Here is a 13,951-nt window from a genome sequence, read left to right as displayed (position 1 = left end):
CTCTCCACGCGCCGCATCCGAGAGGGTGGTCGTCCGGCCCGGGCGACCGCAGATCACCCGCCGTTTTCACCCGGCCCAGCGTCGTTCGCGGAGGGCCCGTCCACCACCGCCCGGGCGAGGTCGATCGCCGCAGCGACCGTCCCGGCGCGGACGGCCGCGCGCTCGCCGGCAAGGCGCAGCCGTCGCACGCGCGTCCCTCGCGGGCCGCTCGCCGCGACGAACACCGTGCCCGGCGGCTGGCCGTCCTGCGGGTCCGGTCCCGCGACGCCCGTGGTCGCGACCCCGACGTCCGCACCGAGCACCTCCCGCACCCGCTCCGCCATCTGTCGCGCGACGTCCCGGTGGACGGCCCCGTGTGCGGCGAGGAGGCCGCCGTCGACCCCGAGCACGGACCGCTTGACGTCCGTCGCGTAGGCGACGACCGCGCCCCTGAACACGCGCGACGCCCCGGGGACGTCGACGATCGTCGCGGAGAGCAGCCCACCGGTGAGCGACTCGGCCGTCGCGAGCGTCCACCCCCGCGCCTCGAGCGTCGTGAGGAGGCCGACGACGTCCGGTCGCGCGACCGAGGCCCCCGTCCCCTCGGCGTCGCGCGCTGCCCCCGTCACGACGCTGCCCCGGTCACGACGCCGACGCGCCGTCCGGGGCCGCCCCGCGCTCGGCGAGGCGGGCCGCGCGGATCGCGTCGCGCCGCAGCCGCCAGCCCTGGTAGGCGTACTCGAGCCCCGTCACGACCGTGACGAGGATCGCTGCGGCGAGCACGACCCAGGCCACGACGCCGATCCACCCCGGCAGGTGCGACAGGGGCAGGAGGAAGAGCGTGATCGCGACGGTCTGGAGCACGGTCTTGAGCTTGCCGCCACGCGACGCGGGCATGACCGCGTACTTGAGGACCGCGAACCGCAGGAGCGTGACGCCGAGCTCGCGCGCGAGCACGACCACGGGCACCCACCACGGCAGCTCCCCGAGCGGCCACGCGAGCAGGACGAGCGCGGTGCCGACGAGCAGCTTGTCCGCGATCGGGTCCAAGAGCTTGCCGAGGTCCGTGACCAGGTCGTACTTGCGCGCCAGGTAGCCGTCGAGCCGGTCCGACGTCGCGGCCAGCACGAAGATGCCCGTCGCGACGAGCCGCCAGGTGACGGACTCCCCACCGTCGACGAGGAGCGCCCACGCGAAGAAGGGGACGAGCAGGATCCTCGCCATGGTGACGAGGTTCGCGGAGTTCCACGGCGAGGGGACGGCGGTGACCACGTGACCAGCCTAGGGGGTCCTCAGGGGTGCCCCGACCCTCGTCCGCCACCGCCACCGCGGCCACGGACGGCGTGCCGGTACCGGGCGGGCTCGGTGGGCACGCGGTGCGCGCTCAGCGCCAGCCCGACTCCACGTCGGCACCGTCGTGGTAGTCGGTCGCGACCGGCGGCATGTGCCCCTCGGTGCCCTCGCCGTAGTCGTGCCCCGCACCGCCACCCGGCGCCGCGGCGGGCGCCTGGCCGTCGAAGACGTCCTGCGCCGGCTCGCCGCGGATCAGCGCGAGCGCCGACGGCAGCTCCTCCGGCGTCACGAGCACCTCGCGCGCCTTGGACCCCTCGGACGGCCCGACGATCTCGCGCGACTCGAGGAGGTCCATGAGGCGACCCGCCTTGGCGAACCCGACGCGCAGCTTGCGCTGGAGCATCGACGTCGAGCCGAACTGCGAGGTCACGACGAGCTCCGTCGCCTGGAGGAGCAGGTCGAGGTCGTCGCCGATGTCCTCGTCGACCTGCTTCTTCGCCGCGGTCTGCGTGACGTCCTCGCGGTAGACCGGCTTGAGCTGCCCCTTGACGTGCTCGACGACCGAGTGCACCTCGGACTCGGAGACCCACGCGCCCTGGACGCGCATGGGCTTCGCGGCGCCCATCGGGAGGAACAGCGCGTCACCCTGGCCGATGAGCTTCTCGGCGCCCGGCTGGTCGAGCACGACGCGCGAGTCCGCGAGCGACGAGGTCGCGAACGCGAGGCGCGACGGCACGTTGGCCTTGATGAGGCCCGTGACGACGTCGACCGACGGTCGCTGCGTCGCGAGCACGAGGTGGATGCCCGCGGCGCGCGCGAGCTGCGTGATGCGCTGGATCGACGCCTCGACGTCGCGCGGGGCGACCATCATGAGGTCCGCGAGCTCGTCGACGACCACGAGGAGGTACGGGTACGGCGCGATCTTGCGCTCGGAGCCCGGCAGCGGCTTGACCTTGCCCGAGCGCACGGCGGCGTTGAAGTCGTCGATGTGCTTGTACCCGAACGCGGCGAGGTCGTCGTACCGGGCGTCCATCTCCCGCACGACCCAGTCGAGGGCCTCGGCGGCCTTCTTCGGGTTGGTGATGATCGGCGTGATGAGGTGCGGGATGCCCTCGTAGATCGTCAGCTCGACGCGCTTGGGGTCCACGAGCACCAGGCGCACCTGCTCGGGCGTCGAACGCATGAGGATCGACGTGATCATGGAGTTGATGAAGCTCGACTTGCCGGCGCCCGTCGCACCCGCGACGAGGATGTGCGGCATCTTCGCGAGGTTCGCGACGACGTAGCCGCCCTCGACGTCCTTGCCCACACCCATGACCATGGGGTGCTCGGTCCGCCGCGCCGCCGACGAGCGGAGCACGTCGCCGAGCACGACCGTCTCGCGGTCGGTGTTGGGGATCTCGATGCCGATCGCCGACTTGCCGGGGATCGGCGCGAGGATGCGCACGTCCGCGCTCGCCACCGCGTAGGCGATGTTGTTCGAGAGCGACGTGATGCGCTCGACCTTGACCTTGGGACCGACCTCGACCTCGTAGCGCGTGACCGTCGGGCCGCGCGTGAAGCCGGTGACCTTCGCGTCGACCTCGAACTGCTCGAACGTCTGGGTCAGCGCCTCGACGACGCGGTCGTTCGCGGCGGAGCGCACCTTGTGCGGCGCGCCCTTGACGAGGGAGTCCTCGTTGGGCAGGAGGTAGACGGTGTCGCCCTCGAGCATCGGCTGCACGCCGCGCGGCAGGGGGCTGCTGGGCGGGGGCGGGGGCACGCTGCCCGCGCCGTCGCCGGGGGCGGGCGCGACGGCGCCCATCGCGGCGGCCGCGGTGTCCTGCGCGGTGCCCTGCCCGACGGCGGGCACCGCCTCCGTGGGCGCGGTGCCTGGCGCCGGCTCGTCCCCACGGCGCTTCTTCCCCCGACCGCGCGGGGAGTCCTCCTCGTAGTCGAGGAACGCCGCCGTCTCGAACGCCTCGTCGCCGGAGAACCCGCCCTCGGGCTTCTCGATCTCGGCGGCCTCCGCCGCGCGCTGCGCCTTGGTCTTCCGGGGCTTGCGCGGGCGACGGCCCGCCGGCACGTCCGTGCCGTCGTGGCGCGAGACGCCTTCCGCGAGCGCGAGCCCGTCGGCGTCCAGCTCCTCGTCGTCCGGGCGGTGGTTGCCCGTGAGGACGTCGTAGAGGCCGCGCAGCCGGCTCGGGATCCGGTGCACCGGGGTCGCGGTGACGACGAGGAGCCCGAAGAAGCCGAGCAGCAGGAAGATGGGGACCGCGAACCACGGCGTGAGCCCGGTGGTCACGGGCGTCGCGGCGAGGTAGCCGACGATCCCGCCCGCGTCCTGCACCGCCTCGAAGCCGTCGCGCGGCGCCGGGAGGTCCTCGGAGATGTGCACGAGCGAGCACACCGACACGACGATGAGCGTGAGCCCGATCGCGACGCGCGAGTTCGCCTGCGCGCGCTCGGGGTGGCGCATGATCCGCACGGCGAGCCAGAGCAGCAGGACGGGCACCGCGACGCCCGCGAGGCCGAACGTGCCGGCGACGACGCCGTGCACGACCCTGCCGAACGTGCCCTCGATGCCCCACCACTCGCGGGCCGCGACGACGACAGCGAGGGCGATGAGGAAGAACGCGACGCCGTCGCGCCGGTGTGCCGGGTCCAGCTCTCTTGCTCCCTTTCCGATGGTGCGCACGAGCGCCCCCACGCCGTGCGCGGCGCCGAGCCAGACCGCCCGCACCGCGCGGACGGGCCACGGCGGCCCCGACGCGGGGCGCCGGGCGGGCCGGCGCGAGGCGGAGGAGGAGGACCGCCCCCGACCGGTGCCGGCGCGCGACGTGCCGCGGGCCGAGGACGAACCGCCGCGCGCCGAGGTGCGGGGCGCTGGCGTGCGGTTGCTCGCGGTCCGACGTGCCTGCGGGGACGTGCGGGTCGCCATAGTGGTCCTAACCTACCTGCGGGGGACGACACGGACGCGGACCCGGCGGCGCGTGTCCCCGCCGGAGTGCTGCCGGGCGGCCGGCGACCTCGCGCGCGACGCCCGTGAGCCGACGACCCGTGACCGACCAGGACCGGAGGAACCGTGCACGAGCCCACGCACCCCCAGCCGAACGACGTCCAGAGCGACCCACCGGGTGGACCGAGCGGACCACCGAGCGACCAGGCCACCGCGGCCACGGTCGGGCCTGCGACCGCACCGCGAGCGCGCGACCTCGTCGAGGCGGCCCCGGGGGTCTGGGTCGCGACGGCGGAGATCTGGACGACGACGTCGACCGTCGTCACCACGCCGGACGGCGAGGCGCTGGTCGTGGACCCGGCGGTGACGGTCGCCGAGGTCGCGGGGCTCGCCGCCGCGGTGCGGGCGCGCGGCTGGCGCGTGACCGCCGGGTTCGCGACGCACCCGCACTGGGACCACGTGCTGTGGTCGCCGGGGCTCGGCGACGCGCCCCGCTGGGCGACGGCGCGCACCGCCGACGCGACGCAGCGGCGGCGGGCCGCGGTGCTCGCGTCGACCGAGGCCGCCGCACCCGGCCACGACCCCGCGCTCGTGGGCGCGCTGACCCCGCTCCCCCGCGGCGCGCGCCGCGTTCCCTGGCCGCAGGCCGCCCGCACGGACCCACGCTCGGTCACCGTGGTCGAGCACGACGCCCACGCGCCAGGCCATGCCGCGCTCGTGGTGCGCACGCCGGACGGGAGGGTGCTCGTGGCGGGCGACATGCTCTCCGACGTCGAGGTGCCGCTCGTCGACACCGACAGCCGGGACCCGGTCGGGGTCTACCGCGGCGCGCTCGACGCGCTCGAGCTCGCCGCGCGCGACGTGGACGCGCTCGTCCCGGGTCACGGGAGCCCCGCCCTCGGACGCGCCGCGGTCTCCGCACGGTTCGCGGCCGACCGCGCCTACCTCGACGCGCTGGACGCCGCTCTCCGCGGCCACACCATGCCCGACGACCGCCGGCTCACGGGCTACGTCGCCGAGTGGCACGACGCGCAGCTCGAGGCGCTGCGCTCGCGCTGAGGCCGCCCTACCCGTCCCTCGGGCGGTGCGGACAGCGACCCGGAGCGCTGCCGACGCAGGTCGCCGGGGATCAGTCGTCGAGCCCGAGCTCCACGGACCGGGCGAGCGCCACGTCGAGCGCTTGCTCGTCCGTGACCAGGCGGTGCAGGTGCCGCGCCGCGGCGTGCAGCGCGCCGAGGTCCGACCCGTAGACGCTCACCATGCCGCCCTCGGGGTCGAACCCGACCGCGCCCAGGACGCTCGGCTCGTGGTCGGTCAGCGTGGCCCGGAGCGCGCCGGAGAAGTCGTACCCGGATCCCTCGATGCCGTGCCGCTCGAGGGCACCCTTGTGCTGGTGCCACTCCGGGCCGCCGGGCGAGTAGATGATGCTCCACCCCTGCGCCTGGGTCACGAGGTGGACGGGTTCGAGCGGGGCGAAGTCCTCGGGGTTCGTCATGCGGGAAACGTAGCGCTGACCACCCACGACGCCGCGGCGGACCTCCGGCGACGCCGCCCGGGCCCGAGCCCGGGCCCGCGCCCGGCCCCACCGTCGTCAGCCGAGGAAGAGCCCGATCGCGAGCGTCACGACGCCCGCGGCGAGGACCACGCCGCCCGCAGGGAGCAGCACGACGGCCCGGTTCGGCGCCTCGCGCCCCGAGCCCACGGCGGAGAGGAAGAATCCGGCGGGCAGGAGGATGGCGGCGACGAGCACCCCGGTGGCGGCGAGCCACCGCCAGAAGCCCGCGAGCTCGGTGGCCTCCGCGAGCAGCAGGCACACGAGCCCCAGGACCACGAGCACGCCCGCGTGCGCGTGCCCGGCGCGGAAGAAGGAGGTCTGGAAGCCCGTCGCCGGCACGCGCCGCGTGACGACCTTGACGAGGAACGCGCCGCCGGACTCGATGCCGACGACCGTGAGGAGGACGACGCCCGCGGTGATGCGGGCGGCGTCGGTGAGCTCGAGCACGAGACCTCCTGGGCTGGCGTGACACCCCGGCACGCAGCGCGCCGCGGGTTTGCGAACATCGTTATAGAACAGCGTTCGCAAACCTGTGTCAAGCCCTCTAGACTCGAGGCGTGGCACGACCTCGACTGCACGACGACGCCCTGCGCGACCGCCTCCTCGACGTGGCGTCCCGAGCCATCTCCGAGCACGGCGAGGGTGCTGTGACGGTCCGCTCGGTGGCGACGGCCGCGGGGACGAGCCCGTCGGCCGTGTACGCGCTCTTCGGCAGCCGCGACGAGCTCGTGGCCGCCGTGTCGGCGGAGGGATTCCGGCGGTTCGCGGCCCACCTGGCGGCCGTCGAGCGGACCGACGACCCGGGTGCCGACCTCGCCGCGCTCGGCGGTGCCTACCGGGGGTTCGCCCTCGCGGACCCGCACTTCTACGCCGTGATGTTCGCGCGCGGGGTCCGTCCCGCCGCGGACCGTCCGCGTGCCGTCGAAGAGGCGACGTTCCTCGTGCTGCGCGACGCCGTCGCACGGCTCGTGCCGGACGCCGCGGCCACCGACGTCGCGCTCGGGCTGTGGGGCCTCGTGCACGGCCTGGTCTCGCTCGAGCTCGCCGGCCTCGTCCCCGGCGACGACGCGGAGCGCGCCGAGCGCTACGGGAGGGCCACGGCCACGGTGGGGCGCGCCCTCGCGGGACGCTGACGGGGCCCGCCAGGGGGGTCAGGACCAGCTGGAGCCCACCGGGGGCGCGGGCGCGACAGCACGCTGACCGTCGCCCACCTCCCGCACGACGCGCGCCCACAGCACGGCGGCGACGACGAGAGCGACGGCCGCGACAGCGTCCAGCACCGGAAGCGCCGACCAGACGTCCGGGGAGTCCGACCTCATCAGCCGACCGCCGGCGTTCGCCGCGAACCCTCCGACGAGCCAGGCCGCCCACCAGCCGCCCAGCCCCGGACGCTCCGTCCGGAGCGTCGCCGCGCGGACGTCGCGCACGACCTGGAGGGGGAACCACAGCGACACGACGGGAACGATCCATCCCAGCCAGACCCAGACGCGCGAGCGCGCGTGCGACCACCACGGCGTCGCGGCCTCGGCGAAGCGCCGGGCACGCCAGAGCCACACGACGGTGACGATCCCGGCCGCGAGCTGGACCGCTCCGAACAGCAGGGCGACGCTGTCGTACGCCGCGAGCACGGCCGTCGACACGCTCCGACCACGGACGAGATCGTGCAGCGTCGAGACCACGGGTACGGCGAGGGCGGCCTGGACCACCGCTCCCCCGGCGACTGCCGCGGCGAGGGCGACGGAGGCCACGCCCAGGCCACGGGGCACCGGTCGCGGTGACCCGGCGGGCGTCCCCGGTACCCCGGCATGACCGGCGAGAACGGGGGCGGCGGCCGGGAAGGAGTGCGGCGCCGGAGCGCCGGCGGCGTGCGGGGAGGACATGGGCGGTCTCCTGAGAGCTCGGACGGAGCGCCAGGATAGGGGTACTTCGCCCCGTTCCGGGCCGGTCGACCGAGGGGCGACCGGCCCGGGGGCTGGCGCTACGCCTCGACGACCACCGGGACGATCATCGGGCGACGCCGCAGCCGGTTGGAGACCCACCGCCCGATGACGCGACGCATGACCTGCTGGAGCTGGTGCGTGTCGGTCGCGCCGCCCGCGATCGCGTCCTCGAGGGCCTTGACGACCTCGGGCTGGATGTCCTGGAACACCTTGTCGTCCTCGGCGAACCCGCGCGCGAGGATCTGCGGCCCGGCGAGCACCTTGCCGGTCGCGGAGTCCACGACGGCGAAGACGGACACGAAGCCCTCCTCGCCGAGGATGCGCCGGTCCTTGAGCTCGGCGTCGGTGATCTCGCCGACGCTCGACCCGTCGACGTACACGTACCCGCAGGGCACCGCGCCGACGACCGACGCCTTGCCGTCCACGAGGTCGACGACGACGCCGTCCTCGGCGAGCACGACCCGGTCGGCGGGCACGCCCGTGCGGACCGCGAGCGCCCCGTTCGCGACGAGGTGGCGGACCTCGCCGTGCACCGGCATGACGTTCTTGGGCTTGAGCACGTTGTAGCAGTAGAGGAGCTCGCCCGCGCTCGCGTGCCCGGACACGTGCACCTTGGCGTTGCCCCCGTGCACGACGCGCGCGCCGAGGCGCGTGAGCCCGTTGATGATGCGGAACACGGCGTTCTCGTTGCCCGGGATGAGCGACGACGCGAGGATCACCGTGTCGCCGTGGCCGACCTGGACCTTGTGGTCGCCGTTGGCCATGCGCGACAGGGCCGCCATGGGCTCGCCCTGGGAGCCGGTGCACATGAGCACGATCTCGTCGTCGCGCAGGGAGTCGACCTTCTTGAGGTCGATCAGCACGCCCTCGGGCACGTGGAGGTAGCCGAGCTCGGCCGCGATCGTCATGTTGCGGACCATCGAGCGCCCGACGAGCGCGACGCGGCGCCCGTGGTGGTGCGCGGCGTTGAGGACCTGCTGCACGCGGTGCACGTGCGAGGAGAACGACGCGACGATGATGCGCTTCTCCGACGCGGCGAACACGTTGTCGAGCACCGGGCCGATCTCGACCTCGGGCGTGACGAACCCGGGGACCTCGGCGTTGGTCGAGTCGACCATGAACAGGTCGACGCCCTGCTCGCCGAGGCGCGCGAACGCCCTCAGGTCGGTGATGCGCCCGTCGAGCGGGAGCTGGTCCATCTTGAAGTCGCCCGTGTGCAGCACGGTCCCGGCGCCCGTCGTCACGGCGACCGCGAGCGCGTCGGGGATCGAGTGGTTGACGGCGACGAACTCGCAGCGGAACACGCCGAGCTGCTCGACCTGGCCCTCCTTGACCGCGAGGGTCACGGGCGAGATGCGGTGCTCCTTGAGCTTCGCCTCGACGAACGCGAGCGTGAGCTGCGACCCGACGAGCGGGATGTCGCGGCGCAGGCGCAGCAGGTACGGGACGGCGCCGATGTGGTCCTCGTGGCCGTGCGTGAGGACGATCGCCTCGATGTCGTCCAGCCGGTCCGCGATGTAGTCGAAGTCCGGGAGGATGAGGTCGACGCCGGGCTGGTTGTCCTCGGGGAAGAGGACGCCGCAGTCGATGACGAGCAGGCGCCCGTCGTACTCGAGGACGGCCATGTTGCGGCCGACCTCCCCGAGCCCGCCGAGGGCGACGATGCGCAGCCCTCCGGTGGGGAGCTCGGGAGGCAGGGAGAGTTCGGGGTGGGGATGGCTCACGGGGCCTCCTGTCGTGGCTGAGCCGGGGGTTTCGAGGGCTCCTGCCCTCGCTAGCTGATGGGTGCGGCGGTGGCCGCCGCGGTGCTCGCGCCGGCGAGCACGCCCGCGGCGACGAGGGCGTCGCGGACCAGCGCGACGTCGTCCTCGGTCGCCGCGACGTTCGGCAGGCGCAGGAAGCGGTTGTCGGTGACGCCGAGCAGCTCGACGGCGGCCTTGGCCATCACGGCCTGGAAGCCCGCGCCGTTGAGCGCGTCGATGACGGGCGTCGTGGTGAGGAAGACCTCGAGCGCGCCCGCGTGGTCGCCCGCGTCGAAGCGGCGCACGACCTCGGCGAACGACCCGGCCACCGCGTGCCCGGAGACGGAGACGATGCCGGCCGCGCCGTGCGCGAGGAACGGCAGCAGCAGGCCGTCGTCGCCGCTGTAGAACGCGAGCCCGGTCGCGGCCGCGAGCTTGGCGGCGGCGTACACGTCGCCCGTCGCGTCCTTGCTCGCGACGACCCGGTCGTGCGCCGCGAGCCGCGCGTACGTCGCGGGCGCGATCCGCACGCCCGTGCGTCCGGGGACGTCGTAGAGCATGACGGGCAGGTCGGTCGCGTCGGCGATCGCCGTCACGTGCCGGTACACGCCCTCCTGGCCGGGGCGCGAGTAGTAGGGCGCGACGACGAGGAGCCCGTCGGCCCCGGCCTCGGCCGCCTGCTCGGCCATGCGCAGGGCGTGGTCGGTGTCGTTGGACCCGGCACCGGCGACGACCGCCGCGCGGTCGCCGACCGCGTCGACGACGACCCGCACGAGGTCCTGCTTCTCCGGCGCGTGCGTCGTGGGCGACTCGCCCGTCGTGCCGCTCAGCACCAGGCCGTCGTTCCCGTCGTCCACCAGGCGCTTCGCGAGCCGGGCCGCCGCCGCGAGGTCGACGGCGCCGTCGGGCGTCATCGGGGTGACCATGGCGGTGAGGACGGCACCGAACGGGCGCGCGGGGGTGGCGGGAAGGACCATGTGCACAAACTACCGTGCGGCGCGTCCGGGCACCGCGCCCGTCCAGGCCCGGGAGCGCGCCGCGCGCCTACCGCCCGGGTGCGTCCAGGCGACCCCGAGGGCGATACTCGGAGCATGTCCCGTCCCGCCTCGACGTCGAACCTCTCCCCCGCCCTCGTCGCGCACGTGCCCACGGGGTTGCTCGTCGACGGCCACTGGGGACCGGCCGAGGGCGGTCGGACGTTCGAGGTCGAGGACCCGGCCACGGAGGAGTCGCTCTTCGACGTCGCCGACGCGAGCCCCGGCGACGCCCTGCGCGCCCTCGACGCCGCGCACCGGGCGGCGCCCGCGTGGCGCGCGACGCCCCCGCGGGAGCGCGGCGAGGTGCTGCGCGCGGTCTACGACCGGGTCGTCGCGCGCGCCGACGACGTCGCCGCGCTCATCACGGCCGAGTGCGGCAAGCCGCTCGCGGAGGCGCGCGCCGAGGTGCTCTACGGCGCCGACTTCCTGCGCTGGTACGCCGAGCAGGCGGTGCGGGCCGAGGGCCTCGCCCGCACGGCCCCCGCCGGAGGCAACCGGCAGCTCGTCTTCCGTCGGCCCGTGGGCCCCGCGCTGCTCGTCACGCCCTGGAACTTCCCCATCGCGATGGCGACGCGCAAGATCGGCCCGGCGCTCGCGGCCGGCTGCACCGTCGTGATCAAGCCGGCGCGGCTCACGCCGCTGACGACGGCGCTCGTGGCCGAGGTCATCCGGTCCGAGCTCGCCGACCGCGGGCTGCCGACCGGGGTCGTCAACGTCGTCCCGTCCTCGCGCGCCGCGGACGTCACCGAGCCGCTCCTCGCTGACGACCGCCTGCGCAAGCTGTCGTTCACGGGCTCCACGGCCGTCGGGCGCACGCTGCTCGAGAAGGCGGCGTCCCAGGTGCTGCGCACGTCGATGGAGCTCGGCGGCAACGCGCCGTTCCTCGTGTTCGCGGACGCGGACCTCGACGCCGCGGTCGAGGGGGCGCTCGTCGCGAAGCTGCGCAACGCGGGCCAGTCGTGCGTCGCGGCCAACCGCTTCCTCGTGCACGACGCCGTCGCGCGCGAGTTCGCCCAGCGGCTCGCCGCCGCGTTCGAGGGCCTGCGGGTCGGCCCGGGCGCGCAGGACGGGACGCAGGTCGGCCCCCTCATCGAGGCGAAGGCGGTGGACAAGGTCGCCGAGCTCGTCGACGCCGCGTCCGACGGCGGCGCGCAGGTCCTCACGGGCGCCGACCGTCCGCGGACCACGGGGTACTTCTACGCCCCGACCGTGCTCTCCGGCGTCGACCCCGACGCGCGCGTCGTCACCGAGGAGATCTTCGGACCCGTGGCGCCCGTGGTCGCGTTCGGCGACGACGACGAGGGCCTCGCGCTCGCGAACGCGACCGAGTACGGCCTGGCCGCCTACGCGTACACGTCCTCGCTCGACCGCGCCGTCCGCGTGTCCGAGGAGGTGGAGGCCGGGATGATCGGCATCAACCGCGGCATGGTGTCCGACGCGAGCGCACCGTTCGGCGGGGTGAAGCAGTCCGGCCTCGGCCGCGAGGGTGGCGAGGCAGGTCTCGAGGAGTACCTCGAGACGGTCTACGTCGCGCTCTGACGCCCGTCGCTCGTGCGACTGCGGGCGTGACCGGCGTCGTCGGGCCGTCACGCGGCGTTGGTAGCCTGACGCTCCCCTGCCACCGACTCCCGGAGAGCCCACGCCCGTGCCCTCGTCGCCCGCGTCGACCATCAGCCCGAACGTCCCCTCGCCCAGCGCCCGCGTCACGACCGTCGGGTACATGATCTTCGCGTCCCGCTGGCTCCAGGCGCCGCTCTACTTCGGCCTCATCGTGGCCCAGGTCGTCTACGTCTGGCAGTTCCTCAAGGAGCTGTGGCACCTCATCGTCGGCGGGTTCACCGGCGAGCACACGGTCGAGGACCCCGCGACGCACGAGATGGTCTCGCACGCGTTCGGCGCGGAGGAGATCATGCTCGCCGTCCTCGGGCTCGTCGACGTCGTCATGATCTCCAACCTGCTCATCATGGTCATCGTCGGCGGCTACGAGACGTTCGTCTCGCGCATCCGGCTCGACGGCCACCCGGACCAGCCCGAGTGGCTCAGCCACGTCAACGCGAACGTGCTCAAGACCAAGCTCGCGATGTCGATCATCGGCATCTCGTCGATCCACCTGCTGCGCACCTTCATCGAGTCGTCCACGGGCCGGATCACCGGCGAGGTCATGATGTGGCAGGTGATCATCCACCTCGCGTTCGTCGTGTCCGCGCTCGCGCTCGCGGCGATCGACCGCATGTCCCTCACGGCGCACCAGCGCGCGGCGAACGCCGCCGCGGCGGGCGAGGGCCCGGCCGACCCGCACGCATGAGCCGGCCCGACGACGTCCCGCGCCGCGACGCCGACGCACCTGCGTCGTTCGACGCCGAGGTGACGGACGCCGTCGAGCACGCGGTCGAGGACGAGGTCCGCGCCGCGGTCCGCCAGGCCGTCTCGGTGTCCGTCGCGACGGGCCTGTACGGCATCTCCTTCGGGGCGCTGTCGGTGGTCGCCGGCCTCGACGTCGCGCAGACGATGGCGCTGAGCCTGCTCATGTTCTCGGGCGGCTCGCAGTTCGCGCTCATCGGCGTGGTCGGCGCGGGCGGCGCGCCTGCGGCCGCGATCGCGACCGCAGGGTTCCTCGGGGTCCGCAACGCCCTGTATAGTGCCCAGCTCGGCCCGCTCCTCGCGCTGCGGTCGTGGCACAAGGTCGTCGCGGCGCAGTTCACGATCGACGAGTCGACCGCGGTCGCGACCGCACAGCGCTCGCGCCGCGCCGTCCGGGCGGGGTTCTGGTGGACCGGCGTCGGCATCTTCGTGCTGTGGAACGCCATGACGCTCGTCGGGGCGCTCGCCGGCGACGCGCTCGGCGACCCGCGCGCGTGGGGCCTCGACGCCGCCGCGGCGGCCGCGTTCCTCGCCCTGCTGTGGCCCCGGCTCGCGGCGCGGGCGATGCAGCTCACCGCGGCGGCGGCAGTCCTCGTCGCGGTCCTGCTCATCCCGGTCGCGCCGGGCGGCGTCCCGGTGCTGGCGGCCGCCGCGGTCGCGATCCTCATCGGGCAGGTGGACGCGCGACGCCGGCGCGACGCCGCGGGCGGGCCGCCCTCGTCGTCCACGGACGGACCCGCGGGAACGGAGACCTCATGACGTCAGCGACCGTCTGGGTCGTCGTGCTGACCGCGTCGGCGGTGTGCTTCGCGCTCAAGCTCGCCGGTCACCTCGTGCCCGAGCACTGGCTCGCCGACGAGCGCGTCGCGCGCACGGCGGCGCTCGTGACCGCGGCGCTCCTCGCCGCGCTCGTCGCGGTGCAGACGGTGGGCGACGGGCAGGCCCTGGTCGTCGACGCGCGCCTGCCCGCGCTCGGCGTCGCGGCGGTCGCGCTCGCGCTGCGCGCGCCCTTCGTCGTCGTCGTGGTCCTCGCCGCCGCCACGGCCGCGGGCCTGCGCGCCCTCGGCTGGGGCTGATCCCGGCCGAAGGGACCCCCGAGGTCTCGT

The 13,951-nt window shown here is 74.6% G+C and carries 14 protein-coding genes; 6 read left to right on the top strand and 8 right to left on the bottom strand.

The features are described from left to right. Positions 1-53 precede the first annotated feature (53 nt). From CCE02nite_RS10780 to CCE02nite_RS10770, 3 genes are all read right to left on the bottom strand, one after another. Complete coding sequence (locus tag CCE02nite_RS10780) at positions 54-608, bottom strand: CinA family protein (RefSeq protein WP_141389647.1); 555 nt, start codon at positions 606-608, stop codon at positions 54-56. Between the two features lie 13 nt (positions 609-621). Continuing rightward, positions 622-1,251, bottom strand: coding sequence for a CDP-diacylglycerol--glycerol-3-phosphate 3-phosphatidyltransferase (pgsA, locus tag CCE02nite_RS10775; protein WP_141389646.1), 630 nt, complete (start codon positions 1,249-1,251; stop codon positions 622-624). 112 nt (positions 1,252-1,363) lie between these two features. Then, on the bottom strand, positions 1,364-4,192 hold the full coding sequence (locus CCE02nite_RS10770) for an FtsK/SpoIIIE family DNA translocase (RefSeq protein WP_371861917.1): 2,829 nt from the start codon (positions 4,190-4,192) through the stop codon (positions 1,364-1,366). A 144-nt stretch (positions 4,193-4,336) separates the two neighbouring features. Here CCE02nite_RS10770 and CCE02nite_RS10765 point away from each other — a divergent pair, with 144 nt between their 5' ends. Continuing rightward, positions 4,337-5,269, top strand: coding sequence for an MBL fold metallo-hydrolase (locus tag CCE02nite_RS10765; protein WP_141389644.1), 933 nt, complete (start codon positions 4,337-4,339; stop codon positions 5,267-5,269). A gap of 70 nt (positions 5,270-5,339) precedes the next feature. Here CCE02nite_RS10765 and CCE02nite_RS10760 read toward each other — a convergent pair whose 3' ends face one another. Together CCE02nite_RS10760 and CCE02nite_RS10755 are read right to left on the bottom strand one after the other, a co-directional pair. Beyond that, positions 5,340-5,705 (bottom strand): Imm51 family immunity protein, encoded by a 366-nt coding sequence (locus tag CCE02nite_RS10760; RefSeq protein WP_141389643.1) that lies wholly within the window; start codon positions 5,703-5,705, stop codon positions 5,340-5,342. 96 nt (positions 5,706-5,801) lie between these two features. Beyond that, positions 5,802-6,212 (bottom strand): hypothetical protein, encoded by a 411-nt coding sequence (locus CCE02nite_RS10755; protein WP_141389642.1) that lies wholly within the window; start codon positions 6,210-6,212, stop codon positions 5,802-5,804. Positions 6,213-6,322: 110 nt separating this feature from the next. On the opposite strand from CCE02nite_RS10755, the gene CCE02nite_RS10750 reads away from it, so the two are divergent. Beyond that, positions 6,323-6,898: a TetR/AcrR family transcriptional regulator gene (locus tag CCE02nite_RS10750; RefSeq protein WP_141389641.1), complete on the top strand. Its 576-nt coding sequence runs from the start codon at positions 6,323-6,325 to the stop codon at positions 6,896-6,898. A gap of 18 nt (positions 6,899-6,916) precedes the next feature. Here the strand turns inward: CCE02nite_RS10750 and CCE02nite_RS10745 are convergent, their stop codons facing one another. The 3 genes from CCE02nite_RS10745 to dapA form a co-directional block, all read right to left on the bottom strand. Next, the gene (locus CCE02nite_RS10745; protein WP_170227291.1) at positions 6,917-7,513 is read right to left on the bottom strand and encodes a DUF4328 domain-containing protein; all 597 of its coding nucleotides are present in this window, start codon (positions 7,511-7,513) and stop codon (positions 6,917-6,919) included. A 230-nt stretch (positions 7,514-7,743) separates the two neighbouring features. Beyond that, positions 7,744-9,429, bottom strand: a complete 1,686-nt coding sequence (locus tag CCE02nite_RS10740; RefSeq protein WP_047234710.1) for a ribonuclease J — start codon at positions 9,427-9,429, stop codon at positions 7,744-7,746. 50 nt (positions 9,430-9,479) lie between these two features. Then, positions 9,480-10,424 (bottom strand): 4-hydroxy-tetrahydrodipicolinate synthase, encoded by a 945-nt coding sequence (gene dapA, locus CCE02nite_RS10735; protein WP_141389639.1) that lies wholly within the window; start codon positions 10,422-10,424, stop codon positions 9,480-9,482. A gap of 114 nt (positions 10,425-10,538) precedes the next feature. On the opposite strand from dapA, the gene CCE02nite_RS10730 reads away from it, so the two are divergent. The 4 genes from CCE02nite_RS10730 (at position 10,539) to CCE02nite_RS20645 (ending at position 13,921) form a co-directional block, all read left to right on the top strand. Beyond that, positions 10,539-12,023, top strand: coding sequence for an NAD-dependent succinate-semialdehyde dehydrogenase (locus CCE02nite_RS10730; RefSeq protein ID WP_141389638.1), 1,485 nt, complete (start codon positions 10,539-10,541; stop codon positions 12,021-12,023). Positions 12,024-12,129: 106 nt separating this feature from the next. Beyond that, positions 12,130-12,789, top strand: coding sequence for a TIGR00645 family protein (locus CCE02nite_RS10725; RefSeq protein ID WP_141389637.1), 660 nt, complete (start codon positions 12,130-12,132; stop codon positions 12,787-12,789). Then, on the top strand, positions 12,786-13,604 hold the full coding sequence (locus CCE02nite_RS10720) for an AzlC family ABC transporter permease (RefSeq protein ID WP_141389636.1): 819 nt from the start codon (positions 12,786-12,788) through the stop codon (positions 13,602-13,604). Before CCE02nite_RS10725 ends, CCE02nite_RS10720 begins: the two co-directional genes overlap by 4 nt. Then, positions 13,601-13,921: an AzlD domain-containing protein gene (locus CCE02nite_RS20645; protein ID WP_141389635.1), complete on the top strand. Its 321-nt coding sequence runs from the start codon at positions 13,601-13,603 to the stop codon at positions 13,919-13,921. Before CCE02nite_RS10720 ends, CCE02nite_RS20645 begins: the two co-directional genes overlap by 4 nt. The last annotated feature ends 30 nt before the right edge of the window (positions 13,922-13,951 follow it).

Origin of the sequence: Cellulosimicrobium cellulans, assembly GCF_006539945.1 — a bacterium.
GTDB classification, from domain to species: Bacteria; Actinomycetota; Actinomycetes; order Actinomycetales; family Cellulomonadaceae; genus Cellulosimicrobium; species Cellulosimicrobium cellulans.
This window is presented reverse-complemented; position numbering and strand designations above follow the sequence as displayed.

Excerpts from the sequence above, each read along its gene's own strand:
- CCE02nite_RS10770 (WP_371861917.1), bottom strand. The coding sequence starts at position 4,192 with ATGGCGACCCGCACGTCCCCGCAGGCACGTCGGACCGCGAGCAACCGC.
- CCE02nite_RS10760 (WP_141389643.1), bottom strand. The coding sequence starts at position 5,705 with ATGACGAACCCCGAGGACTTCGCCCCGCTCGAACCCGTCCACCTCGTG.
- dapA (WP_141389639.1), bottom strand. The coding sequence starts at position 10,424 with ATGGTCCTTCCCGCCACCCCCGCGCGCCCGTTCGGTGCCGTCCTCACC.
- CCE02nite_RS10730 (WP_141389638.1), top strand. The coding sequence starts at position 10,539 with ATGTCCCGTCCCGCCTCGACGTCGAACCTCTCCCCCGCCCTCGTCGCG.
- CCE02nite_RS10720 (WP_141389636.1), top strand. The coding sequence starts at position 12,786 with ATGAGCCGGCCCGACGACGTCCCGCGCCGCGACGCCGACGCACCTGCG.
- CCE02nite_RS20645 (WP_141389635.1), top strand. The coding sequence starts at position 13,601 with ATGACGTCAGCGACCGTCTGGGTCGTCGTGCTGACCGCGTCGGCGGTG.